The following is a 24,145-nucleotide window of genomic DNA, read 5'->3' as shown; positions in this document are numbered from 1 at the left end:
GCTTCGCCGAGGCCAACGGTACTCACCCGCGGATCGGCGGCTCACCGCCCCCTTCGACGCCCGCTCCGGTGCCCCCTTCGATCTCCTCCAGGCGCGCCCGGAGCCGGGCCCGGATCTCCTCCGGCGTGTAGGAGCGCCGCCGCCGCTCGGCCCGTGCCACCACCGCCCCGGTCGCCGCGACACCCGCGATCCCGGCCAGGCCGACTATCTTCCACAACCGCATGTGCCTAGGCTACTTCCCGTGATCGGCAAAAGCGTCAGCCTCGACGAGGCGGTCAACCTGACCCGCACCGGCGACGTGTGGCTGTTCCGGGGCCGCAGCGTGCCCGACCGGGCCATCCAGACGGTGACGAACAGCCCCGTCAACCACGTCGGCATGTCCGTCGTCATCGAGGACATGCCTCCCCTGATGTGGCACGCGGAGCTGGGCAGGTCGCTGCCCGACCTGTGGTCCGGCACCCACCAGCGCGGCGTCCAGCTGCACGACCTGCGCGACGCGGTCCGCGTCTGGGCCACCCGGTACGGCCAGCGCGGCTGGCTGCGCCAGCTCGAACCCGAGGTCACCGCCGGGATGGAGGACGCGGTGCTGCGCGTCATCTCCCGGCTGGACGGCACGCCGTTCCCCTCCACGGCCCGGCTCGCCGGGCGCTGGCTGCGCGGACGGGCACCGCGGATCCTGCGGCGCGGCGCGGCCGAGAACGCCCTGGAGAGCGCCTACTGCGCGGAGGTCGTCGCCGTCACCTACGAGGAGATGGGCCTGCTCCCGGCCGGGCGCCGGCCCCACTGGTACGACCCCGGCCGCTTCTGGAGCGGCGACGACCTGGAGCTGACCGGCGGCTTCCAGCTCGGCGGGGAGATCACGGTACGGCTCACCTAGGCCGTGCGGCCCCGCGCGGGCGGCCGTCCGGAACCCGGTTCCGGCGCCGGCCGGGCGGGCGGGGCACCGCGGCCCGGACGCAACCCCCGGCGTCCCGGCCGCCGAAGGCACGATGGGGCGGATCCGCCGCCCCGCGAGCCGGGCGGGGCCGTACGGCGCCGTCCGAGGGCGAAGGGGGACGCACATGCCCGAGACGGTGGTCGTGGTCGGCGCGGGGCTCGCGGGCCTCGCGTGCGCGGTCCGGCTGTACGCGGCCGGGGTTCCGGTCCGCGTCGTCGAGGCGGAGGACGAGGCGGGCGGCCGGGTGCGCACGGACGTCGTGGACGGCTTCCGGCTGGACCGCGGCTTCCAGGTGTTCAACACGGCCTATCCCGAGGCCCGGCGGGTCCTGGACGTCGGCGCCCTGGACGTCCGCCCGTTCTCCTCGGGACTGATCGTCTTCGACGCCGGGCGGCGGGAACGGATCATGCTGCCCTGGCGGCACCCCGGGCACGCGCTCAGCGGGGTCCTGGCGGCGGTGGGGTCGCTCCGCGACAAGGCTGCGCTGGCGGCGCTGACCGCGCGCGACATCGCCCTTCCCGCGAGTGTGCTGCGCGGCGGAGCCGAACGCACCACCGAGGAGGAGCTGAGGCACCGGGGCGTCTCCCCTGAGATGGTGGAGAAGCTGTTCCGCCCCTTCCTGGCGGGCGTCGTGCTGGAGCGGGAGCTGGAGACCTCCAGCCGCTTCTTCCACCTGCTGTGGCGGTCCTTCGCCCGCGGCACGATCGGGCTGCCCGCGCTCGGCATGGGACGGATCCCGGCGCAGCTCGCCGGCCGCCTCCCGGACGGCGCGGTGCTCCTCGGCACCCCGGTCGCCGCGGTCACCGGCGAGGGGGTGGAGACCGCGGAGGGGACGGGGATCCCGGCCCGCGCGGTGGTGGTGGCCACCGACCCGGCGACGGCGGCCCGCCTGCTCCCCGGCCTGCGGGAGCCGGAGATGCGGTCGGTGACGACCTTCTACCACGCCGCCCCGCGTTCCCCGCTCGGCGAGCCCACCCAGGTCATCGACGCCGAGGGGCAGGTCACCGACACCATCGTCGTCAGCGACGCCGCGCCCGCCTACTCGGGCGACGGCCGCGCGCTGGTCTCCACCTCGGTGCTCGGCGTGCTGTCCGCCGACGACGAGCCGCGGGTCCGGGCGCGGCTGGCCGAGGTCTACGCCGCCGACACCTCCTCCTGGGAGCACCTCGCGACGTACCCGGTCCGCGCCGCGCTGCCCGCGATGCCGCCGCCCTTCCCGCTGCGCCGGCCCGTCCGCCTCGCACCCGGCCGGTACGTGTGCGGCGACCACCGCGACACCGGGTCCATCCAGGGCGCGCTGGTCTCGGGCCGCCGCGCGGCCGACGCCGTGCTGGCCGACCTGACCGGGCTCACCGCCTGACCTCCGCCCGTGCGCGGAGCGTCGGGACCGTCCACCCCCCGGTACGGCGACACACCATGGCCACAGCCTCAACTGATCATTTAGGGAGATATGTGGTCAAGAGTCATCTTATGCGGTATTTATCGGCAAATTCGAGGGGAATCGATCAGCGAAGAGAACGATGGGCACCTTCGGGCCCGCCCGACCGGATCCCGGAGGACTCAACCGTCCGACAAGGAGATCACCGTGAAGAAGTCTCTTCTCGCCGCGGCACTGGCGGCCCTCACCCTGGCGGCGGCCCCGGCGGCGCAGGCCGTCACCGCGGCCTCCTTCCTCAACACGCCCAGCCCCGGCCCTTCGGACATGACCTCCCCCGGACCCTCCGAGATGTCCGGCTCGCCGTCGGCCGGTGAGGCGGGCAAGCCGTTCGGTCCCGGGTGCTCCCAGCTGCCGGCGGAGGGGCCGGGCAGCCCGGCCGACCTGGCGGGCAAGCCGCTCGACCAGGCCCTGAAGGACGTTCCCCAGCTGTCCACGCTCGCCAAGGCCGTCGAGGCCGCCGGGCTGACCGACCAGCTGAAGTCCGCCCAGGACATCACCGTGTTCGCGCCCGTCAACGACGCCTTCGCCAAGATCCCGAAGGAGGCCCTGGCCAAGGTCCTGGAGGACAAGGAACAGCTCAGCAAGATCATCCAGAACCACATCGTCGAGGGTCGCAAGAGCCAGGCCGACCTCGCCGCTGGGACGCTGACCACCGTGGGCGGCGGCACGCTGAACGTCACGGGTTCCGGTGAGGACTACACCGTCAACGACGCCAAGATCCTCTGCGGCAACATCCAGACGTCCAACGCCACCGTCTACCTCGTCGACTCGGTCCTGATGCCCGAGGCGGGGGCGTCGGCCTCGGCTTCGGCCTCGGCGTCGCCGAGCTGAGCGGCCGGGCGGGGGCCCCGCGACGGGCGCCCCCGGCCGTGCCCCGCCGGTCCTTCTCTTCGTCTCCTCGTCGAGGACTACCCCGCCCGTCCGTGGGCACGGGCGGGGTATTCGAACACAGACGGGAGAGCCGTATGAGCAAGGGCGGGTCCGGCCGGGTGGCGCGGCGGCTGCGGGAGGCCGCCCGCGAGGCCTTCGGATGGGACGACCTGCGTCCCGGGCAACCGGAGGCCATGTGCCACCTGATGGACGGCGGGGACGCGCTGGTGGTCATGCCCACCGGGGCGGGAAAGTCGGCCGTCTACCAGGTCCCCGCGCTGCTCATCGACGGTCCGACGGTGGTGGTGTCACCGCTGATCGCCCTGCAGCGCGACCAGGTGGCCGGGCTGCGGGAGGCCGGCGCCGCCGGGGCGGTCGCCGTCAACTCCACGCGGTCCGACGGAGAGGCGTCCTTCGAGGCGATCCGCACGGGCTCGGCGGAGTTCCTGTTCCTGTCCCCGGAGCAGCTCGCCAAGCCCGAGACGATCGAGCGGCTCCGCGAGGCCCGTCCCTCGCTGATCGCCATCGACGAGGCCCACTGCGTGTCGGCGTGGGGGCACGACTTCCGCCCCGACTATCTGGGCCTGGGACGGGTGATCGAGGCCCTCGGCCATCCGCCCGTGGCGACGCTGACCGCCACGGCCACCCCGTCGGTCCAGGAGGAGATCGTCCGGACGCTGGGCCTGAAGGACGTCCACCGGATCGTGCGGGGCTTCGACAGGCCCAACATCGACCTGGAGGTCCGCCGCTTCGTCACCGCCGAGGACCTGCGGCGGGCCCTGGTGGAGGAGGCCGCATCCCGCGAGGGCGTCGGGCTGGTCTACGTCGCCACCCGCCGCGCCACCGAGGAGTACGCCGACGGGCTGCGTGAGCGGGGCCGCCGGGTCGAGGCGTACCACGCGGGGTTGAAGGCGGCCGAGCGCAAGCGGGTGCACGACCTGTTCCGCGACGGCGAGGTCGACGTCGTCGTGGCGACCTCGGCGTTCGGCATGGGGATCGACAAGCCCGACGTGCGCTACGTGCTGCACGCCGCCCCGCCGGAGTCCCCCGACTCCTACTACCAGGAGATCGGCCGCGCCGGGCGGGACGGCGAGCCGGCCTCCGCAGTGCTGTTCTACCGGCCGGAGGACCTGGGCCTGCGACGCTTCTTCGCCGGAGGCCGGGCCGACGAGGAACTGCTGCTGCGGGCCGCCACGCTGGTCGGCGGGCACGGCGGCGCCGTTCCGGCGGGCGAGCTGCGCGCCGTGCTGGACGTCAGCCCCACCCGGCTCACCCGGGTGGTGAACCTGCTGGAGAAGGTCGGCGCGGTCAAGGTGACGGTCGAAGGCGACGTGCGCGCCGTCCCCGGCGGGCCCGCGCCGAAGGAGGCGACGGCGCGGGCCGTCGAGATCGACGACACCCGCCGCCGCATCGACGAGTCCCGCATCGACATGATGCGCGGCTACGCCGAGACGACCGGCTGCCGCCGCCGGTTCCTGCTGGAGTACTTCGGCGAGCCGTACGAGCGCCTCTGCGGCGCGTGCGACACCTGCAGGGAGGGCGCGCCCGCCGGCCCCGGGCCCAGCGACTCCTTCGCCATGCACGCCAAGGTGTGCCACAGCTCCTGGGGCGACGGCATGGTGATGAGCAGGGAGAGCGACCGGATCACCGTGCTGTTCGACGAGGTCGGCTACAAGACACTCTCCCTGGAGGCGGTCGAGCGCGAGGGCCTGCTGACGGCGGCCCGCTGACGACGGCGCTCAGGCCGGGCGCGGGCACGGCGTCGGACACGGGGCCGTGCCCGGACGTGGCGGGAGGCGCGGCGGGGCCGTACCGGGGCCCGCGGAGGGTGAGGGGGCGCTCGCAGCGGGGCGGCCGGGGCGGGTCAGCCCGTTTTGCGGGCCACCCCGGCCATCGTCCAGGTCCTGGTGGGCCGCTGGGCGGCGAGCGGGTTGTCGGGGCGCCAGTGGCGGGCGTACACGAAGCCCGGCTCCACCAGCTCCATGCCGTCGAAGAAGCGCAGTACCTCGCGGCGCGTGCGCGCGGTCCGCTCGCCGTCGCGGTTGAGGGCCCTGCGATAGATGTCGGTGATCGGGTCGGCCACCTCGGGGTGGTCGTCGAAGACGGCGTGGGCGATGACGAGGTGGCTGCCGGTCGCCAGCGAGTCGCGTAGCAGGGCCACGCTCTTGTGCGGATCATCCTCGTTGGGGATGAACTGGAGCGCGTTGGTGATCAGGACGGCCACCGGCCGGTCGGGGTCGATGAGCGCCAGCAGCTCCGGGTCGGCCATCAGCTCGTCCTGGTGGAGGATGTCGCCCCGGACGACGGCCGTGGTGTCGTCGGTGGCCAGCAGCGCCCTGCTGTGGGAGAGCACGACCGGGTCGTCGGAGACGTAGACCACGCGGACCCCGGGCAGGACCGACCGGGCGACCTGGTGGACGTTCTCCTGGGTGGGCAGTCCCCAGCCGAGGGCGAGGAACTGGTCGATCCCCTCCTTGACCAGATGGCGCACCGCTCGACCGAGGAACGCCTCGGTCTCCTTGACCATGGTCTTGATCTCCGGGGCGATGGTCAGGATCCGATCGGCGGTCTCCCTGTCGGCCGCGAAGTTGTCCTTGCCGCCGAGGATGTAGTCCAGCATCCGGGCGATGTTGGGCGTGCTCGTGTCCAGCCGCGGCGGTGGACGCCGATCCGGGTCGCTCACGTCACCTCCCTCGTCGCCTGTGAGGGTAGAGAACACCGGCGACTAAGGATAGACGGCCGCGGGGGGACAAAGAGAGAAAAATTCTTATTTTTCAGGGCATCGCGGCGTGCGGGGGTGAACCCGGGCGGCACGCCTCCCCGCGGTCCGGAGGCCCGTCCCGGGAGGTCAGCGGCATGCCTCCAGGCGCCGGGCGGTCCCGGAGGGGAGGGTGAACGACGCCCACACGGCCTTTCCACTGGTCTCCAGCGGAGTCCATCCCCACGTCTCGCAGATTCCCCGCACGACCTGCAGGCCGCGGCCGCTCTCGGCCTCGAAGTCCGGCTCGCGCAACAGGGGGCCCTCGTCGCGGGGGTCGGTGACCGCGCACAGCACCGCGTGCTCGGTGTGGCAGACGACGACCCGGACGTCGTGGAACGGCCGGGGGCGGACCTCTCCCCGCAGCCCGTGCCGTACCGCGTTGGTGACCAGCTCCGACACCACCACGGAGGCGTCGTCGACGAGGGACTCGAGCTCCCAGGACACCAGTGCGGCCGCGGCGAACTCCCGCGCGGTGCGGGCCGCCCAGCGATCGTGGGACAGGCCGCGCGCGGCCAGCCGGAGCTGTCCGGCCGGGGCTTCGGCGCCGGACCAGGGCGGAGGGCCGCCCGGGGGGAGGATGCGGCCGAGGATCGACAGCCACCGCTCCCATCCACCGGTCTCGGACCGGAGGGAGGGGGCGGGGTGCGTGGGATAACCAGTCATCTGTGACCTTGGGATGCGTGACGCTCGCGTAACAAGGGCAATGCGAATAGCTATATTGCCCATGATTGTTGTGCATAAGCAAGTACAGATGCACGTGCAGCTGCACAAAGCTCTATGATCGAGGCATGTCTTCCCTGCGGTCCCGGTGAGAGGCGAGGATGGACGAGCAGCTCAACGGCGTCTCGGCGGCCCTGCTGGCCGGAGTCGCGTGGCGCAAGAGCCGGTTCAGCAACCCCAGCGGCAACTGCGTCGAACTGGCTCCCCTGCCCGGCGGCGCGGTCGCCGTGCGCAACTCCCGCGACCCCGACGGCCCGGCCCTGGTCTACACCCGCCACGACCTCGACGCCTTCGTCAGAGGAGTGAAGAACGGGGATTTCGACGACCTTATTGTCACAATTGGTTGAAGAATAAAATTCGCTGTGGCTGGGAACGAGTGATCAGAGTACGGTGAAGGCTCGCGACGGCCACAAAGAGTGGGCGGGGGCTCGCGTTCCGCGCACGAAGGACTGCCAGATGACCACACCTCACGCCGGTGGTGAACCGGTCGCTCCCGTCTCCATCGCTGCGCCGAGGGGCAGTTCCACGGTTCTCCGGATCGTGCTCGGCGCCCAGCTGCGCCGGCTCCGTGAGGGGCACGACATCACCCTGGAGCGGGCCGGCCACGCCATCCGCGCCTCCCACTCGAAGATCAGCCGGATGGAGCTCGGCCGGGTGAGCTTCCGGGTCCGCGACGTCGCCGACCTCCTCACCCTGTACGGCGTGACCGACGACGACGAGCGCCGGCCCCTGCTCGGCCTCGTCGAGCGGGCCAACCAGATCGGCTGGTGGCACAACTACAACGACGTCCTGCCGAACTGGTTCGAGACCTACGTCGGCCTGGAGGAGTCGGCCTCCGGCATCCGCAACTACGAGGTCCAGTTCGTGCCCGGCCTGCTGCAGAGCGAGGACTACGCGCGGGCCGTGATCCTGCTCGGCTTCCCCTCCGCGGGCGAGGAGGAGCTGGAGCGCCGGGTACGGCTGCGCATGGCGCGCCAGCGGGTGCTGCGCGGCTCCGACCCGCCCCACCTGTGGGCGGTGCTGGACGAGGCCGTGCTGCGCCGCCCGCTCGGCGGGGCCGAGGTGATGCGCGGCCAGATCGACCACATCCTGGCCGCCCTGGAGCTGCCGAACGTGACGGTGCAGATCGTGCCGTTCAGCGTCGGCGGCCACGCCGCGGCCGGCGGGCCGTTCAGCATCCTGCGCTTCGCCCAGCCCGACCTGCCGGACATCGTCTACCTGGAGCAGCTCACCAGCGCGGTCTACCTGGAGAAGCGCGACGAGGTGGAGCGCTACATCGAGGTGATGGAGCGGCTCTGCATCGAGGCCGAGCCGGCCTCGCGCACCCCCGAGATCCTCAGGCGGATCCGCGACGAGCTCTAGGCTCCGTTCCGTTGATCCTCGCCACGGAGAGGATCAACGGAACGGACCACGGCGGTGAGTCCCGGGCGGATCGCCCGGGACGGCAACCGTCCGGCCCTCTCCGCGCGAAGACATCGGCGTGAGATGTCTCGTCACCGGTGCGACCGGATACATCGGCGGGCGGCTGGTGCCCGAACTCCTCGACGCGGGTCACGAGGTGCGCTGCATGGCCCGTACGGCCGGCAGCCTGCGCGACCAGCCCTGGGCCTCCCGCGTGGAGATCGCCCAGGCCGACGCCACCGACGCCGGGAGCACGAGGAAGGCACTCGACGGGATCGATGTGGCCTACTACCTCATCCACACCATGGGCGGGGGCGGCGACTTCGCCGAGGCCGACCGCCGCGCGGCCGCCACGTTCGCCGAGGCGGCCGGGGAGGCGGGGGTGCGGCGCGTCGTCTACCTCGGCGGCCTCACATCCGACGAGGGGCTCTCACCCCACATGCGCTCCCGCGCCGAGGTCGCGGAGATCCTCCTCCGCGCCCCGGTGCCGGCCGTGGTGCTGCGGGCCGCGGTCATCATCGGCTCCGGCTCGGCCTCCTTCGAGATGCTGCGCTACCTGACCGAGCGGCTGCCGGTGATGACGACGCCGCGCTGGGTGCGCACCAGGACGCAGCCCATCGCCATCCGGGACGTGCTGCGCTACCTGGTCGCCTGGGCCGGCGCCGAGGGGGAGGTGAACCGCTCCTTCGACATCGGCGGCCCCGACGTGCTGACCTACGCGGACATGATGAACGGCTATGCCGAGGCCGCCGGGCTGACCCGCCGCCTGATCATCCCGGTGCCGATGCTCAGCCCCGGCCTGTCCAGCCACTGGGTGGGCCTGGTCACCCCCGTCCCGGCGAACCTCGCCCGCCCGCTGGTGGAGTCGCTGCGCAACGAGGCCGTCTGCCGCGAGCACGACATCGCCCGCCACGTCCCCGACCCGCCCGGCGGGCTCGTCCCCTTCCGCCGGGCCGTCGAGCTGGCCCTGCAGCGCGTCAGGGACGCCAACGTCGCCACCCGCTGGTCCTCGGCCTCCACCCCGGGGGCGCCGAGCGACCCGCTGCCGACCGACCCCGGATGGGCGGGCGGCAGCCTCTACTCCGACCGGCGGGCCCGTGAGGTCGACGTCTCCCCGGAGGCGCTGTGGGCGGTGATCGAGGCGATCGGCGGTGAGACGGGCTGGTACTCCCTGCCGGTCGCCTGGCGGGCCCGCGGCTTCCTCGACCGCCTCGTCGGCGGTGTCGGACTGCGGCGCGGGCGGCGCGACCCCGGGCGGCTGCGCGTCGGGGACTCGGTCGACTTCTGGCGCGTCGAGGAGGTCGAGCCCGGCCGCCTGCTGCGGCTGCGCGCCGAGATGCGCCTGCCGGGCCTGGCATGGCTGGAGCTGGGCGTCGCCCGCCACCGGGGCCGGACGGTCTACCGGCAGCGGGCGATCTTCCATCCCCGGGGCCTGGCCGGGCACCTGTACTGGTGGGTGATCTCGCCCTTCCACAGCGTCATCTTCGGCCGCATGCCGCGCAACGTCGCCAGGGCCGCCGAGGCGGCCTCCCGCGCGCCGCTCAGAGGTACTTCGGGAACAGATCCGTCGTCGGCCAGCCCGTCACCGTCACGGCGTTCATCCGCGGGCTGAGCACGTCGTAGTCGAGCGTGCCCGCCTCCTCCCGCCGGTTGAACAGGGCCGCGTAGCTGAAGCCGTTCTGCAGCCGGGCGAGGTAGGTGTAGGTGCCCGGCATGCCGCCCGAGTGCCAGGTGTTGAGGTGGCCGGTGACCTGGCGGACGTACCAGCCGGCGCCGTACCACCAGCCGTCCCCGCTGACGCCGATCTCCGGCTTGGCGAACATCCGCGAGATGGAGGCGGAGTTCAGCACCGTCCCGGCGGCGTCGAAGACGCGGGCGAACCGTACGAGGTCCACCGCCGAGGCCACCCAGCCGCCGTTGGCGTCCTGGTTGGGCATGTTGAACCCGCCGTACTGGTAGGGCACCACGGCGCCGGAGTCGTCCAGCACCGTCTTGCGGGTGTACTGGGAGTCGTAGGGCACCTCACCCGGCAGCGACTCCGACCGCAGGCTGCGGCCGACCCGCATCCGGGTGACGCCCACCGGGTCGAGCAGCGTCTTGCGGACGTAGGACTCGTAGTCCGTGCCGGAGACCTTCTCGACGATCCGGCCGAGCAGCAGGTAGCCGTAGTTGCTGTAGACCATCTTCGAGCCCGGGTCGAAGTCCAGCGGCCGTGCGGTGGCGTAGCGGACGATGTCGTCGTGACCGATCGGCAGCGGCGCGTCCAGCGCGGCGGAGATCGTGTGGTCCAGCCAGAGCTGGTCGCCCGAGGCGTCCCTGTCCCAGCCGCCGAGGTGCTGCAGCAGGCGCAGCACGGTCACCTGGGCGAGCCTGGGGTCCGCGGCGGCCGGCAGGCCCAGCAGCGTGGTGACCGGGGCCGACAGGCTCAGCCGGCCGTCCTGGACCAGCCGCATGATCGCTGCCGCCGTGATGTGCTTGCTCAGGCTCGCGATGCGGAACAGCGAGGTCGGCGTCGTCTGCGGGACGTAGTGCGAGCCGTCCGAGTAGGTGTACCCGCGGGCCAGCACGAGCCTGCCGTACTTGGTGATCGCGAGCTGCGCGTTGGAGATGTTCCGTTCCTTGACGAAGGTCTTCATCACGTTGTCGAACCCGGCCAGCGAGGAGGGGGCGGTACCGGAGACCGTGACCTCCGGCAGGGGAGCCGCCAGGGCGGGCCGGGCGCCCAGCGCGAGGGCGGGCAGCGCTCCCGCGCCCGCCCTGAGCAGGTTCCGGCGGCTGAGCGTCGTCACTTTCTGACCTCCAGGATCGGTGCACTCCAGAAAGATCAGCATCTTACGGATATTTCCTGAAAGTGATCATCGGTTCGCCTCGCCGAGGTCCGTAAGGCGATCACCGGCCACAGCGCCTTCGTCTGATCAGCCGAGCCGGTCCCGGGCGGCGGCCACCGCCGCCTGGCCGAGGCTGATCCCGCCGTCACCGGGCGGCACCCGCCGGTGCGTCAGGACGGCGAAGCCGCGGTCCTCCAGGAGGGCGACGGTCCGCTCCAGCAGCAGGACGTTCTGGAACACGCCCCCCGACAGCGCCACCGTGCCCAGGCCCCGCGCCTCCCGCAGCCGCTCGCAGCCCGCCGCGACCGCCGCGGCCAGCCCGTTGTGGAACCGGGCGGCCACCGTCCCCGCCGCCGTGCCCGCCCGCAGGTCCTCGGCCGCGGCCAGGACCAGCTCGCTCCCGGGTACGGTGAACGGCACCCCGCCGGCCAGGCCGCAGCCGTACCCGTCCCTCTCGCCCTCGTCGGCCAGTCGTTCCAGCCCCGCCGCGGCCTGCCCCTCGTAGGTGATCCCGTCGCGGACGCCGGCGAGCGCCGCGACCGCGTCGAACAGCCGGCCCGCGCTGGAGGTGAGCGGGGCGTTCACGCCGCGCCGGGCCATCGCGACCACCGCCTCCCAGCGCCCGGCGTTGCGCCGCACCACGGCCAGGTCGCCGGGGACGTCCCCGGCGTAGGCGGCGTCGAGGTGGACGGCGGCCATCCGCCACGGCTGCCGGACCGCCGCCGTGCCCCCCGGCATCGGCACGGCGGCCAGGTGCCCGGCCCGTTCGAATCCGGTCAGGCAGGCGACGAGGAACTCCCCGCCCCACAGCGTCCCGTCCGCGCCGTAGCCGAGGCCGTCGAAGGCCACCCCGATGACCGGCCCGGCCACGCCGTTGTCGGCCAGGCAGGACGCCACGTGCGCGTGGTGGTGCTGCACCCCCGTCCGGTCGACGTCCTCCAGGGCGAGCGCGTACTTGGTGGACAGGTACTCCGGGTGCAGGTCGTGGGCCATGAGACGCGGCGTGACGCCGAGCAGCCGCCGCAGGTGGTCCGCCCCCTCGGTGAAGGACCGGAACGTCTCGTGGTTCTCCAGGTCGCCGACGTGCGGGGAGACGAACGCCTGCCCTCCCCTGGCCAGGCAGAAGGTGTGCTTCAGCTCCGCGCCGCAGGCGAGCACGGGCCGCGGGGCCGGCCGGGGGAGGGGCAGCGGGCGCGGCGCGTACCCCCGGGAACGCCGGATCGGCAGAGGCCCGCCGCGGAAGACGCGGACCACCGAGTCGTCGGCGCGCGCCCGGATCGGCCGGTCATGGACCAGGAAGGCGTCCGCGACACCGCCCAGCCGCGCCACCGCCTCCCCGTCGTCGTAGACGATCGGCTCATCACCGAGGTTTCCGCTGGTCAGCACGATCGGCTCGCCGACCCGCCGCAGCAGCAGGTGATGCAGGGGGGTGTAGGGCAGCATGACGCCCAGCCAGCGGTCTCCCGGCGCCACCGGCGGCGCGAGCCGCGCGCCGGGCCGCCGCGGCAGCAGGACGATCGGGCGCGAGGCGCCGGTGAGCAGCCGCTCGGCCGCCTCGTCCACCTCGCACAGCCGCCGCGCCGCCTCCGTATCCGCCGCCATGACGGCGAACGGCTTGTCCTCGCGGCGCTTGCGGGCCCGCAGCGCCGCCACCGCCGGTTCGCACGCGGCCACCGCGGCCAGGTGGTATCCGCCCAGGCCCTTGACCGCGACCACCGCCCCGGCGCGGAGCAGCGCGGAGGCCGCCTCCAGGACGGCTCCGCCCGGGACGGCTTGATCCGGAACGGCTCCGCCGGAGGGGGCCCGGCCGGGGGCGGCTCGGTCCGGGACGGCGGAGGACGGCGGGGGAGGGGAGCCGCCCCGGCCGGGAGGGCCGGGAAGGCCGCCCGGGGGAGGGGCGGATTCGCGGCCGTCCGGGCCGAGCAGCCGCAGTCGGGGCCCGCACGCCGGGCAGCACACCGGCTGGGCGTGGAAGCGCCGGTCGGCCGGGTCGTGGTACTCCCGCTCGCAGTCGCCGCACATGGCGAACCCCGCCATCGTGGTGTTCGGCCTGTCGTACGGCAGGCCGGTGACGATGGTGAAGCGGGGCCCGCAGTTCGTGCAGTTGACGAACGGGTAGCCGTACCGCCGGTCGGCCGGGTCGTCCATCTCGCGCAGGCAGTCGGCGCAGGTCGCCGCGTCCGGGGCGACGAGCGCCCGGCGCCGCCCGCCCGGGGAGCTGGGCACGACGGCGAACCCGGCCCGGCCGGTGACCGGGACGGGCACGACGGCGACGCGCTCCACCGCCGCCAGCGGCGGCACGTCGTCCCGCAGCGCCGCGGTGAACTCCCCGACCAGCTCCGGCGCTCCCTCGGCCTCGATGAACACCCCGCGTTCGTCGTTGCCGACCAGCCCGTCCAGGCCGAGCCGGGTGGCCAGGCCGTACACGAAGGGGCGGAAACCCACCCCCTGCACGGTGCCCTCCACCCGGATCGCCACCCGGACCCGTCCGCCCGCCCGCCGCCCGCCGCCCATCGCACTCCATCGCTACATGGCCGTCCAGTGCCGTCCGGCGCGTCCGCCGCCTCCGGTGCCCGGCCGTTCCGCGCCTTCCGTCCGCGCCCGCCGTCCGGTGCGTTCGGGCGCGTCCGCTCACTCCGGTCCGGCGGCCCCGCCACATGATCGATGCCCGCACCCGGGGCGGCGGCTCCGCCTGGCTGGAAGTCTTTCCCCGATCTTGCCCGTCCCCGGCTCGGCCCTTGTATTACTTTGTAAAGGCGAATGCTCATGACAAACCGAAAAGAGGGCATAGGGAAGGGAAGAAAGACGTTCGAGGATGACAGAGTGCCGATTGAGACAGGGGTTGACGATGGGAAAGCTGAACGAGGACGCCAAGGAACTGCTCCGGCGGCCGATCCACGGCTGGGTGACCACGGTCCGGTCCGACGGATCGCTGCACAACACCGTCGTCTGGGTGGACGTCGACGGCGATGACGTGATCTTCAACACGGCCCTGGGCCGCGCCAAGGATCGCCACCTGCGCGCCGATCCCCGGGTGTCGGTGAGTGTGCTGGACCCTGAGGACGCCTTCCACCTGGTCAGCGTGTCCGGCACCGCGACGATGGAGGAGGAGGGCGCCGACGGGGTCATCGACCGGCTGGCGAAGAAGTACCTCGGTGCGGACACCTATCCCTACCGGCAGCCGGGTGAGAAGCGGGTCACGGTGCGGGTGACGCCCGAGCGGGTGGTCTACAGCGGCGGCCGCTGATCGGACCCGCTCGGGGGCGCCGGTGTCTGGACTGAGGAGCGCAGCCGCGGAGCGGCGGAGTGACGAGGGAAGACAGCGGTTACCAGCCCCCGAGCCGCGACGCGCCAGCGTCGCCATGAGAGTGGCGGGTGACGAGTTCGGTGCCGATGCGAACGAGTTCGTCCCGGACCGAGCGTGGTTCGACGATTTCGATCAGGGAGCCCCAGCCGGCGAGGTCGCGGGCGATGTCCAGGGGGGTCGGGGCGGCGAGGCGGACCCGGACGCGTCCCCGGTCGGGTTCGCCGTCGAGGTGGCAGTGCCGGCCGAACCGGTCGCGCAGGATCGGGGCGAACCGCTCCTCGATGAGCACGGTCGCCCAGGTGCGGGAGCGGCGTCGTTCGATCTCGTCGGAGACCTCCTGCCAGGCGGTGGCGAGGGTGAAGTCGTCGGGGCGGTCGGCGGGTTCGCCGGTCGGCTCGGCGTGGGTGATCCGGTCGGCGCGGAAGGTGCGCCGCCCCCGGTCGGTTCCGGCGAGGAGGTACCAGACGTCGTCTTTGTCGATCAGGCCCCACGGGTCGACGAGCCGTTCGGTCTGTTTCCCGGTGTGGCCGGCGTAGGTGAGGCGGATTCTGTGCCGCCGGATCACGGCGGTCTGCAGCAGGTCGATCACCGGGGGCCGGGGGCGGTCGTGTCCGCCCCACCGGACGGGGTCGGTGACCGTGGCCTCGGCGGCGGCTTCGGCGTCGGCGCGGAAGGTTCCGGGCAGGGCCCGCATGAGTTTGCGGAGTGCCGCCCTGGCGTGGTCCGAGAGGGACGCGGCGGGGCCGACGAGCAGGAACAGCGCCCGTGCCTCGGCGGCTGTCAGGCCGCTGAGGTCGGTGCGGGCGCCGCCGACCAGGGACCAGCCGCCGCCGCGGCCGGGCTGGGGGTAGACGGGGACGCCGGCCGCCGACAGCGCCTCCAGGTCGCGGCGGGCGGTGGCGACGGACACCTCGAGTTCGGCGGCCAGTTCGGCGGCGGTGACCCTGCCGCGGGTCTGCATCAGCATCAGGACGGCCACGAGGCGGTCGGCGCGCATGGTCCGGATTCTTCCGTAAAAGTGCGCAGAAGATGAGCACTTTTCCGTGGAGCATTGGTGATGTCACCCACCAGGGAACACCCTTCGAGGAAGGAACCACCCATGCTGCGAGGCCTCACGACCGTCAGTCTCTTCGCCGATGACGTCGCCGCCGCCGTCCGCTGGTACGCCGAGGTGCTCGGTGTCGAGCCGTACTTCGAGCGTTCGGCCGGCGGGGCGCCCGCCTACGTCGAGTTCCGCGTCGGCGACCACCAGCACGAGCTGGGGATCGTCGACAGCCGCTTCGCGCCGCACCCGCATCCCGGTACGGCCGGCGGCGTGGTGGTGTACTGGCACGTGGACGACATCGAGGCCGCTTTCGGGCGGCTGCTGTCCCTGGGCGCCACGGCGCACGACAAGCCGACCGAGCGCGGCCCCGGTTTCGTCACCGCCTCGGTGATCGACCCGTTCGGCAATGTGCTGGGTGTCATGTACAACCGGCACTATCTGGAGATGCTGGACCGCTGACCTGAACTCGAAGGGCGCGAGCCCCGTCCTTCAGGGCCGGGAGGAAGTCAAGAGGCAGAACTCGTTGCCCTCCGGGTCGTGCATGACCTGGAAGGCTCCGGCGGCGTCGCGCCGGGGGCCGCCCGACCGCCGTCCGCCCAGCGCGACCGCGGCGTCGGCGGCGCCGGTGAGGTCCTCCACGTCGAGGTCGAGGTGGAGCCGGTTCTTGCCGGGCCGCGGTTCGGGGACCCGCTGGAAGGCCAGGCGCAGTCCTCCCGGCGGGTCGATGCTGGACCAGCCGGGGTCGCGGTCCACGGGGGCGGCGTCCAGGAGCGTCCCCCAGAACGCGGCGAGCCGCGCCGGGTCGGCGCAGTCGATGACGAGCTGGCTCTGACGGATGATCATCCCCTGATCGTACGGCCCGGTTCGCGGCGTATGGGAGGATCCGGCTCGGCGGTGAGACGGGCATCCGGCTGCGGATGGGAACCGAAGGAACAGGTATGGACATCGGGAAGGACGGCGTGCTGAAGGGGCAGGGGGAGGATTTCCGCGAGTTCTGGCGGGAGCGCCACCTGTGCACGCTGACCACGCTCCGGGCCGACGGCACGCCGCACGTCGTCCCCGTGGGGGTGACGCTGGACGTCGACTCCGGAATCGCCCGGGTGATCACCTCGGGCACGTCGCGCAAGGCCCGCAATCTGCCGGAGATCGGCGAGGAGGGGGCGCCGGTGGCGGTCTGCCAGGTGGACGGGCGCCGCTGGTCCACCCTGGAGGGGCGGGCGGTGGTCCGCCGTGACCGTGAGGCGGTCGAGGACGCCGAGCGCCGGTACGAGCTGCGCTACCGGATGCCGCGGGAGAACCCGGCCCGGGTGGTGATCGAGATCAGCGTCACCCGGGTGCTGGGCAACGTCTGAGGCCGCCGGCCCCGGGGCCGGCGGCCTGGTGACGGGTCAGGAGCGGCGGCCGAACCAGCGGCGCTTGGCGGGCTTGGCGTCCTGCGCGGCCGGGGCCGCGGCTGCGGTCACGGCGGGCTCGGCGAAGCCGGCCAGCGGCTGGACGGTGGGGGAGCAGTCCGACAGCGCGATCGGGTCGCCCATGGCGACCACGATCTTCCGCTGGCCCTTGAACGCCTCGCGGGCGTGCGCGGACAGGATGTTGTCGACGATCAGGATGTCGCCCACCTGCCAGGTCTCCCTGACCGTGGCCCGGCGGTAAGCCTCGTCGATCGTCTCGACGTCCTCCCTGGAGATCGGCTCGCCGTCGCCGTAGGCGGTGTTGAAGGGCAGGTTCTCGTGGCCCAGGTCGTCGATGAACACCTCGCGGACGTCGGGGTCGAGTGCCCATTCGTTCCAGAAGACGGTGTGGTTGAACCAGACCTCCTCGCCGGTCCCGGGGTGGCGGATGACGGCCGAGCGGCGCTGTCTCGTGCGGAGCTGGTCGTCGCCGACCCACTCGTGGGCGATGTGGTTGTCCGCGCAGTAGGCGGCCACCTCGTCCCTGTCCTCGGTGGCGAAGGCGGTGCGCCAGCCCAGGCTGATGTGCTCGCCGTAGTTGCGCACCAGTGACCAGCCGTGCTCGCGGAACCGGGCGGCGAGCGGCGCGGGGATGTCCCGCAGGACCTTGCGCACGTCGGTGACCGGGGTCGCGCCGCCCTCGTCGGGGGCGATGAGGCAGCCGAACATCAGGATGCCGGGGAAGCTCAGCGCGTAGCTGTTCTCGTTGTGCGGGCGGATCGCGTGCGAGGGCGGCAGGTCGGTGGAGGAGTAGACGTCCTTGCCGAAGTGGCTGCGCGGGGTGGCCTTCTCGACGTACCCGGCGAGTTTGGAGACCAGTGCGTCACGGACCTCGGCGAAGTCCTCGACGGTCTTGATCGGCAGGCCCCGCAGGTAGACGGCGCCGTGCTCGTCCAGTCCCGCGCGGATGGCCTCTCGGTTCTCCCTCAGCCATTCGCAGGTCCGGTCCAGGTCGGACCCCTGGGCGTCGGCCGCGGCGGGTCTGCCGTCCCTGACCTCCCAGTCGATGGTGGTGTTCATGCGGCGTGGGTCCTTTCCAGCTCTTCGATGCCGATGAGGTCGTCGGGTTTGGCGTCGGGCACCTCGTCGTCGAAGCGCGCCAGTGTCCTGACACGCAGTCCGGCGAGGGTCAGCAGGCCCAGGCCGAGCCCGCAGATGAGGTAGAGCAGTCCCAGCCCGCGTCCGGGGCCGGTGCCGATGAGCGCGCCGAGGGTCGCGGAGAGCGGGCCGTCGGCGGCCATCAAGGGGTCGAGGAGGGGGGCGGCGAGCGGTGCGATGACGCCGAAGCCGATGGGCACGGTCGCCGCGGCGATCATGGTGTTGACCGCGATGATCCGGCCCTGGAAGCGGTGCGGCACCTTCACCTGGATGATCGTGGCGATGATGCCGTTGATCAGGGAGAGGGAGAAGGCCATGCCGAACGCGCCGGCGCCGATCAGCCAGAGGTTGGGCTGGAGTCCGGTGACCAGGCCGGCGATCGCCATCAGCCCGGCCGAGGCGATCGCGCCGCGCAGCCTGCGGTGGGTCGGGCCGCCCCACAGGCTCATCACCAGGCCGCCGGCGACGGCGCCGGCGCCGGCCGCGACCGCCACCGTGCCGGCGGCGGTCAGGGTGGAGAACGACAGCACCAGTGGTGAGACCATGACGAACATGGGAGCCAGGAAGAGGTTCACCCCGGCGAAGAAGAACAGCATGGAGCGGAATCCGCGGTGTCCCAGCGAGTACCGGAAGCCGTTGACGATCTCCGCGGAGATCGGCTCGCGGCGGCGCAGGCCCAGCGTGGTGGGGAACTTCACCATGAGGACCACCAGGACGGCGAACGCGTAGGCGGCGACCTGGAGGGTCAGGATGCCCTGCAGGCCGATCGCGGCGAGCATGCCCACCGCGATGAGCGGGGCCAGGAGCTGTCCGCTGCCGATGGCGAGCTGCACGATGCCGTTGGCGTGGCCCAGGTAGCGCTTGGGCACCAGCTGCGGTATCGACGCCTGGTAGGCGAGCCGCTGGAACGTCACCGAGACGGAGACGAGGGCGATCAGCGCGTACAGCGGGCCGGGTCCGAGCCGGTCGGTCAGCACCAGGGCGAGCATCACCGCCTGGGTGAGGCCCGACACCAGGTCGCCGGCGATCATCACGCGGCGCCGGTCGTAGCGGTCGACCACCGCGCCCGCCAGCGGTGCGACGACGATGCCGGGAACGAGGGCGAGCAGCGCGATGAGCCCGAAGTGGGCCATCGACCCGGTCTTCTGGAAGATCCAGATCGGTACGGCGAACTCGGTGAGCGCCGATCCGACCAGTGACAGCAACTGGCCCAGCGCGACGGGCATGAAGCGGCCCATGCTCGGCTCGCGTTCGGTGCGCGCGGCCTGGCGGTGCACGGTCTCCTGCAGCCACCAGGTGCCGCCCGCCTCGCGGGAGTGCTCCTTGCGCCAGGTGTCGTCGGCGCGGTGCGTTCCGGTGACGATGCGGGCCAGTTCGTCGGCGCGGTACTTGGGGAAGAAGTGCCCGGCCTCGTCGATGACGACCAGTGACGCCGTCTCCGACAGGAAGCACCACTCCTTGAAGCGCTCCTGGTAGAACTCGGTGCTGGGGTCGCGCTCGCCGACGACCGAGATGATCGGGGCCTTCAGCCGCGGCTGCTCGGTGGCGAGCAGGTCGGTGAAGTACTCCTCGGCCATCCGGCCGTCCTGGCGCATCAGCTCGACGGTGAACGTCACCTGTTCCTCGTCGAGGCCCGACATGTCGCCGCCGAGCGCGCGCAGTTCGGCCGCGATGCTGCGGGTGCCGTGCAGGCGGTCGTTGATCAGCGTGCTGAGCGAGCCGAGGAGGCGGCCCCTGGGCTTGGCGAAGGGGAAGATGCCGCCGAGGTAGAGGGCGTCCAGCTCGCGTCCGGACGCCTCGACCTGCCGGGACAGCTCGATGGCCAGGGCGCTGCCGGGCGCGCAGTGCCCGTAGATGACCAGCGGGCCCTGGACGTGCTGGGCGATCTCCTTGACGCACTGCGCGGCGACCTCGGCGAAGGGGAGCTGTGCCTCCTCGCCCGGTTCGCGGCCGGGGGCGGCGACCGCGTAGAGGGAGTAGCCGGCGGGCATGGCGTCGGCGAGCGTCTGGTAGACGACCGCGTTGGCGCCGCCGTACGGCACGCAGACGACGGTGCCGCGGTGGTCCTTCGGGGCGATCGGGCGGGTCAGCTCGGCGAGCATCCGCCGCGGCCCGGCGGTCTCCCCGCGCCGTTCGACGATCAGTTTCGCGAGCTGGGCGACGGTCGGGTTCTTGAACATCTCCAGCACGCCGATGGGCGGTCTGCTGTCGGGGAACGCCTTGCGCATCCTCGCCACGACCTGGGTGGCCAGCAGCGAGTGGCCGCCGAGGTCGAAGAAGTCGTCGTTCGCGCCGACCTGTTCCAGGTCCAGCACGCCCGCCCAGATGGCGGCGACGGCCTCCTCGACGGGTCCCTCCGGGGCGGTGTAGCCGGCCCGCTGGTCGGCGCGTTCGGGTTCGGGGTCGGGCAGGGCCCGGCGGTCCACCTTGCCGTGCGCCTGCAGTGGGAACCGGTCGAGCCAGGCGAAGCGGCCGGGGACCATGTACTCGGGCAGCCGGTCCAGCAGGTGCGCCCGCAGTTCGGCGACCGGCGCCTCCGCGGCGTCCGGTTCCTTCTCCAGCCAGGCCGTCAGGTGGTCGCCGCGCAGGTCCACCACGCCCTGGACGACGCCGGGCAGGGTGGCGAGCGCGGCCTCGATCTCGCCGAGCTCCACCCGGTAGCCGCGGATCTTCACCTGGTGGTCGGTGCGGCCCAGGAACTCCAGCCGCCCGTCGTCGAGGCGGCGCACCAGGTCGCCGGTGCGGTACATCCGCGCGCCCGGCTCGCCGTGGGGGTCGGCGACGAAGCGTTCGGCGGTCAGCCCGGGGCGGCCGAGGTAGCCGCGGGCCAGGGTGTCGCCGCCGATGTACAGCTCGCCGGCGACGCCCGGCGGGACCAGGCGCAGCGCCCGGTCCAGCACGTAGACGCGGGCGCCGGGCAGCGGGCGGCCGATGGGCCAGGCGGTGCCGGGCGCCGCCGCCTCGGGGTCGACCCGTTCGGTGGTCACCGCGACGACGGTCTCGGTGGGGCCGTAGCTGTTGAAGACCGCGCAGCCGGTGCGGGAGGCGAGGTCGCGGACCCACGCCGTGGGCGACGCCTCGCCCGCCAGGACGAGGGCGCGGCGCGGCAGCAGCCGCTCCGGCTCCACCTCGGCGCCGAGGGCGGCCAGGTGCGAGGGCGTCATCTTCAGGTAGTCCAGGTCCGCGATGGCCTCGGCCAGCTCGGGTGCGGAGCCGCGGCGCGGCAGCTGGTGCAGGGTGCCGCCGCCGGTGAGCGGCAGGTAGAACATCAGCATGCTGAAGTCGAAGGCGAGCGACTGCAGCAGGCCGAAGTGGGCGTCGGGCACGATGCCGTACTCGGCGCGGATGTACTCCAGGTAGGCCACGATGTGGCGGTGGGTGACGCCGACGCCCTTGGGGCGGCCGGTGGTGCCGGAGGTGTAGATCACGTAGGCGAGGTCGCCGGGTCCGGCCAGCGGCTCCAGCGGGCCGTCGCCCTCGCCGGAGGTGTCGCCGGGGCGGTCGAGCTCCACGACGGGTCCGGTGTAGCCGGGCGCCCGGTCGCGCAGCGACGAGCTGGTGACCAGCAGGACCGCCGAGGAGTCGGCGAGCAGGAACTCCAGCCGGTCGGCCGGCTGCTCGGGGTCCAGCGGCAGGTAGGCGCCGCCCGCCTTGAGCACCGCGAGGATCGCCACGGCGGCGTCCACGTTGCCCTCCAGGCAGATCGCGACGCGGGTGTCGGGGCCGACGCCCATGCCGCGCAGCCGCCTGGCCAGCCGGTTCGCCCGGCCGTGCAGTTCGGCGAAGGTGAGCGACCGGTCCCCGGCCACCAGGGCCAGGGCGTCCGGGGTCCGCTGCGCCTGGGCCTCGGCCATCTCGCCGAGCGTGCGGTGCGACGGCTCCCAGGTGCGGGTGCCGGCCCACTCGCCGAGCAGCGCCTCGCGTTCGGCGTCGCCGAGCAGCGACACCTCCGACAGGCGGCGCCCGTGGTCGGCGACGGCCTGCTCCAGGAAGCGCCGCATCCCGCGCTCGACGCGCTCGACGGACGCGGCCTCGAACAGGTCGGTGCGGTAGGTGAAGAACCCCTCCAGCCCCTCGTCGGTCTCGGTGACGTACAGCGCGAGGTCGAACTGGGTGATGGTGAGCGGGAACTCGAACGGCGCGATCTTGAGCCCGGCGACGCCGCGGCGCGGCTCGGCCCGGTTGTTCAGCGCGAAGGTCACCTGGAAGATCGCCGACCGGCTGGGGTCGCGCTCCACCCGCAGGTCGTTGACGAGCTGGTGGAAGGGGTGGTCCTGGTGGCCGAGCGCGCCCAGCACGGTCTCGCGGGTGCGCAGCAGGTGCTCGGCGACCGTCGGGTCGTCACCGGTGCGGCTGCGCAGCGTCACCATGTTGACGAAGGAGCCGACCACGCCCTCCAGCTCCCGGTGGGGCCGTCCGGCCACCGGCGAGCCGACGCCGAAGTCGTCCTGCCCGGAGAGCCGGGCGAGGACCGCCTGGTAGGCGGCGAGCAGCGTCATGTAGAGCGTGGCGCCGTGCGCCCTGCCGAGTTCGCGGACCGCCTCGGTCAGCTTCGCGTCCCAGGTGAAGGCGGACAGCGCGCCCTCGAAGCGCTGCTCGGCCGGACGCGGGTGGTCGGTGGGCAGCTCCAGGTCGGGCATCCCGGTGAGCTGCTCGCGCCAGAACGCGACGTCGGGCTCGGCCTCGGGCCCGTCCAGCCGTTCCCGCTCCCACACGGCGAAGTCGCCGAACTGCGTCTGCGGCTGCGGCAGTTCCGCCGGGGCGCCGTCGCGCAGCCCGGCGTACAGGGCGAACAGCTCGTCGGCCATGATCTCCAGCGACCGGCCGTCGCTGACGACGTGGTGTACGGCGAGCAGCAGCACGTGGTCGTCCGGCGCGAGGCGGACCAGCGTGGCCCGCAGCAGCGCGTCGGCGGCCAGGTCGAACGGCTGCCTGACCTCCTCACCGACGATCTCGGCCGCGTGGGCGGCGTCGCCGGCCGTCACGACCTTCAGCGTGGCGGGGCCGGGCTCGTCGATGACGACCCGCGGCCGCCCGTCCCGGCTGGGGAAGCGCATCCGCAGCGCCTCGTGCCGGGCGACCAGCCCGGTCAGCGCTGCCTCCAGCAGTGTGGCGTCCAGTTCGCCGGTCAGCCGCAGCGTCAGCGGCATCGTGTACGCGGTGTTGCCCGGGGCGAGCTGCTCCATGAACCACAGGCGTTCCTGCCCGCTGGACGGCGGCGGCTCGGTCTCGGGGGAGCGGGGCCGGACCGTGACGGTCGCCGCGCGTGCTCGTAATCGCTGCGCCAGCAGGGCGCGCTTGTCGGCCGAAAGCGTGACGGCGCGTTCCGACAGCTGGTCGGTCATCTACGGTTTCCTCCTTGCGGGACGGCGGCGCTCAGGCGCCCTGTCCCTCGATGTCGGCGATCAGCAGTGCCTCCACGGCGTCGGCCAGCTTCTCGACGGTGGGGTTGGCGAAGATCACGTTGATCGGGATCTCCAGGTCTACGGCGGCGCGGATCCTGGCGGCCACCCTGATGGCGAGCAGGGAGTTGCCGCCGAGGGCGAAGAAGTCGTCGTGGACGCCGATGCGGGTGGTGTCCAGGACGTCGGTCCAGACGTCGGTGATGAGGTGTTCGGCGTCGGTGCGGGGTGGGACGAAGGCGGTGGCGGTGGTGGCGTCCTGCCAGGTGGGGGCGGGCAGGGCGTGGCGGTCGACCTTGCCGCTGTGGTTGAGCGGCAGGGTGTCCATGACGGTGAGGGCCGCCGGGATCATGTAGGCGGGCAGGTTGTCCTCGGCGAAGCGCCGCACCCGGGCGGCGAGTTCGCTCTCGCCGCCGGCGCCCGCGGCGTGCGGGACGAGGTAGGCGGCCAGCCGCCGGTCGCCGGGCTGGTCCTCGCGCACCACGGTGACCGCCTGCCGGATCTCGGGATGGCGGCTCAGTACGTTCTCGATCTCGCCGAGTTCGATGCGGATGCCGCGGATCTTGACTTGGTCGTCGGCGCGGCCGAGGTAGTCGAGTGTGGCGTCGGGGAGCCATCGGGCGAGGTCGCCGGTGCGGTACATGCGGGTGCCGGCCTCCCCGTGGGGGTCGGCGATGAAGCGTTCGGCGGTCAGGTCGGGCCGTCCGAGGTAGCCGCGGGCGAGGTGGTCGCCGGCGATGTAGAGCTCGCCGGGGACGCCGGGGGGGACGGGTTGGAGGTGGTGGTCCAGGACGTAGGCGCGGGTGTTGTCCAGGGGCCGGCCGATCGGCACCACGGGGCCGGGGGTGGTGATGGGGTGGGCGGTGGCGTAGACGGTGGTCTCGGTG

At 72.9% G+C, this 24,145-nt stretch carries 20 protein-coding genes; 10 read left to right on the top strand and 10 right to left on the bottom strand.

Annotated features, from left to right (window positions below):
- Nucleotides 1–22: 22 nt before the first annotated feature.
- On the bottom strand, nucleotides 23–223 hold the full coding sequence (locus AB0D67_RS36470; protein ID WP_362946203.1) for a hypothetical protein: 201 nt from the start codon (nucleotides 221–223) through the stop codon (nucleotides 23–25).
- 18 nt (nucleotides 224–241) lie between these two features.
- Between AB0D67_RS36470 and AB0D67_RS36465 the strand changes: the two genes are divergently transcribed.
- The 4 genes from AB0D67_RS36465 to AB0D67_RS36450 all read left to right on the top strand — a co-directional run bounded on the left by AB0D67_RS36465 (nucleotide 242) and on the right by AB0D67_RS36450 (nucleotide 4,975).
- Entirely contained in the window at nucleotides 242–877 is a 636-nt protein-coding gene (locus tag AB0D67_RS36465; RefSeq protein ID WP_362946201.1) for a hypothetical protein, read from the top strand.
- Nucleotides 878–1,061: 184 nt separating this feature from the next.
- Nucleotides 1,062–2,297, top strand: coding sequence for an NAD(P)/FAD-dependent oxidoreductase (locus tag AB0D67_RS36460; protein ID WP_362946198.1), 1,236 nt, complete (start codon nucleotides 1,062–1,064; stop codon nucleotides 2,295–2,297).
- Nucleotides 2,298–2,522: 225 nt separating this feature from the next.
- Nucleotides 2,523–3,206 carry a fasciclin domain-containing protein gene (locus tag AB0D67_RS36455; protein WP_362946196.1) on the top strand — a complete coding sequence of 228 codons (684 nt, stop codon included), beginning with the start codon at nucleotides 2,523–2,525 and terminating at the stop codon, nucleotides 3,204–3,206.
- 134 nt (nucleotides 3,207–3,340) lie between these two features.
- Nucleotides 3,341–4,975, top strand: coding sequence for an ATP-dependent DNA helicase RecQ (locus tag AB0D67_RS36450; RefSeq protein WP_362946194.1), 1,635 nt, complete (start codon nucleotides 3,341–3,343; stop codon nucleotides 4,973–4,975).
- Between the two features lie 134 nt (nucleotides 4,976–5,109).
- Here the strand turns inward: AB0D67_RS36450 and AB0D67_RS36445 are convergent, their stop codons facing one another.
- Nucleotides 5,110–5,928: an SAM-dependent methyltransferase gene (locus AB0D67_RS36445; RefSeq protein WP_362946191.1), complete on the bottom strand. Its 819-nt coding sequence runs from the start codon at nucleotides 5,926–5,928 to the stop codon at nucleotides 5,110–5,112.
- Between the two features lie 165 nt (nucleotides 5,929–6,093).
- Nucleotides 6,094–6,669 (bottom strand): ATP-binding protein, encoded by a 576-nt coding sequence (locus AB0D67_RS36440; RefSeq protein ID WP_362946188.1) that lies wholly within the window; start codon nucleotides 6,667–6,669, stop codon nucleotides 6,094–6,096.
- Nucleotides 6,670–6,827: 158 nt separating this feature from the next.
- On the opposite strand from AB0D67_RS36440, the gene AB0D67_RS36435 reads away from it, so the two are divergent.
- The 3 genes from AB0D67_RS36435 to AB0D67_RS36425 all read left to right on the top strand — a co-directional run bounded on the left by AB0D67_RS36435 (nucleotide 6,828) and on the right by AB0D67_RS36425 (nucleotide 9,739).
- On the top strand, nucleotides 6,828–7,073 hold the full coding sequence (locus AB0D67_RS36435; RefSeq protein WP_362946186.1) for a DUF397 domain-containing protein: 246 nt from the start codon (nucleotides 6,828–6,830) through the stop codon (nucleotides 7,071–7,073).
- Nucleotides 7,074–7,182: 109 nt separating this feature from the next.
- Nucleotides 7,183–8,088 (top strand): helix-turn-helix transcriptional regulator, encoded by a 906-nt coding sequence (locus tag AB0D67_RS36430; protein WP_362946183.1) that lies wholly within the window; start codon nucleotides 7,183–7,185, stop codon nucleotides 8,086–8,088.
- A 118-nt stretch (nucleotides 8,089–8,206) separates the two neighbouring features.
- Entirely contained in the window at nucleotides 8,207–9,739 is a 1,533-nt protein-coding gene (locus AB0D67_RS36425; protein WP_362946180.1) for an SDR family oxidoreductase, read from the top strand.
- Here the strand turns inward: AB0D67_RS36425 and AB0D67_RS36420 are convergent.
- Nucleotides 9,669–10,958, bottom strand: coding sequence for a serine hydrolase domain-containing protein (locus AB0D67_RS36420; RefSeq protein WP_362946178.1), 1,290 nt, complete (start codon nucleotides 10,956–10,958; stop codon nucleotides 9,669–9,671). The genes AB0D67_RS36425 and AB0D67_RS36420 overlap by 71 nt on opposite strands.
- 84 nt (nucleotides 10,959–11,042) lie before the next feature.
- A complete protein-coding gene (gene hypF, locus AB0D67_RS36415; protein ID WP_362946176.1) occupies nucleotides 11,043–13,469 on the bottom strand; it encodes a carbamoyltransferase HypF in 2,427 nt (808 codons plus the stop codon).
- Nucleotides 13,470–13,803: 334 nt separating this feature from the next.
- On the opposite strand from hypF, the gene AB0D67_RS36410 reads away from it, so the two are divergent.
- Nucleotides 13,804–14,202 carry a PPOX class F420-dependent oxidoreductase gene (locus AB0D67_RS36410; protein WP_362946173.1) on the top strand — a complete coding sequence of 133 codons (399 nt, stop codon included), beginning with the start codon at nucleotides 13,804–13,806 and terminating at the stop codon, nucleotides 14,200–14,202.
- Nucleotides 14,203–14,281: 79 nt separating this feature from the next.
- Here the strand turns inward: AB0D67_RS36410 and AB0D67_RS36405 are convergent, their stop codons facing one another.
- Nucleotides 14,282–15,259, bottom strand: coding sequence for a YafY family protein (locus AB0D67_RS36405; protein ID WP_362946170.1), 978 nt, complete (start codon nucleotides 15,257–15,259; stop codon nucleotides 14,282–14,284).
- A 102-nt stretch (nucleotides 15,260–15,361) separates the two neighbouring features.
- Here AB0D67_RS36405 and AB0D67_RS36400 point away from each other — a divergent pair, with 102 nt between their 5' ends.
- Nucleotides 15,362–15,766, top strand: a complete 405-nt coding sequence (locus tag AB0D67_RS36400) for a VOC family protein (RefSeq protein WP_362946168.1) — start codon at nucleotides 15,362–15,364, stop codon at nucleotides 15,764–15,766.
- 30 nt (nucleotides 15,767–15,796) lie between these two features.
- On the opposite strand, the gene AB0D67_RS36395 is transcribed toward AB0D67_RS36400, so the two are convergent.
- The gene (locus AB0D67_RS36395) at nucleotides 15,797–16,150 is read right to left on the bottom strand and encodes a VOC family protein (protein WP_362946165.1); all 354 of its coding nucleotides are present in this window, start codon (nucleotides 16,148–16,150) and stop codon (nucleotides 15,797–15,799) included.
- A gap of 95 nt (nucleotides 16,151–16,245) precedes the next feature.
- On the opposite strand from AB0D67_RS36395, the gene AB0D67_RS36390 reads away from it, so the two are divergent.
- Nucleotides 16,246–16,659, top strand: a complete 414-nt coding sequence (locus AB0D67_RS36390) for a TIGR03618 family F420-dependent PPOX class oxidoreductase (protein WP_362946163.1) — start codon at nucleotides 16,246–16,248, stop codon at nucleotides 16,657–16,659.
- A 36-nt stretch (nucleotides 16,660–16,695) separates the two neighbouring features.
- On the opposite strand, the gene AB0D67_RS36385 is transcribed toward AB0D67_RS36390, so the two are convergent.
- The 3 genes from AB0D67_RS36385 to AB0D67_RS36375 form a co-directional block, all read right to left on the bottom strand.
- Nucleotides 16,696–17,778: a TauD/TfdA family dioxygenase gene (locus AB0D67_RS36385; protein ID WP_362946161.1), complete on the bottom strand. Its 1,083-nt coding sequence runs from the start codon at nucleotides 17,776–17,778 to the stop codon at nucleotides 16,696–16,698.
- On the bottom strand, nucleotides 17,775–23,201 hold the full coding sequence (locus tag AB0D67_RS36380; RefSeq protein WP_362946158.1) for an amino acid adenylation domain-containing protein: 5,427 nt from the start codon (nucleotides 23,199–23,201) through the stop codon (nucleotides 17,775–17,777). Before AB0D67_RS36380 ends, AB0D67_RS36385 begins: the two co-directional genes overlap by 4 nt.
- A gap of 31 nt (nucleotides 23,202–23,232) precedes the next feature.
- Nucleotides 23,233–24,145, bottom strand: a 913-nt coding sequence (locus AB0D67_RS36375; protein WP_362946155.1) for a non-ribosomal peptide synthetase, incomplete at its 5' end; no start/stop codon positions are given.

It is taken from the genome of Streptosporangium sp. NPDC048047, assembly GCF_040653115.1.
In the GTDB taxonomy this organism is placed as follows: Bacteria; Actinomycetota; Actinomycetes; order Streptosporangiales; family Streptosporangiaceae; genus Streptosporangium.
This window is presented reverse-complemented; position numbering and strand designations above follow the sequence as displayed.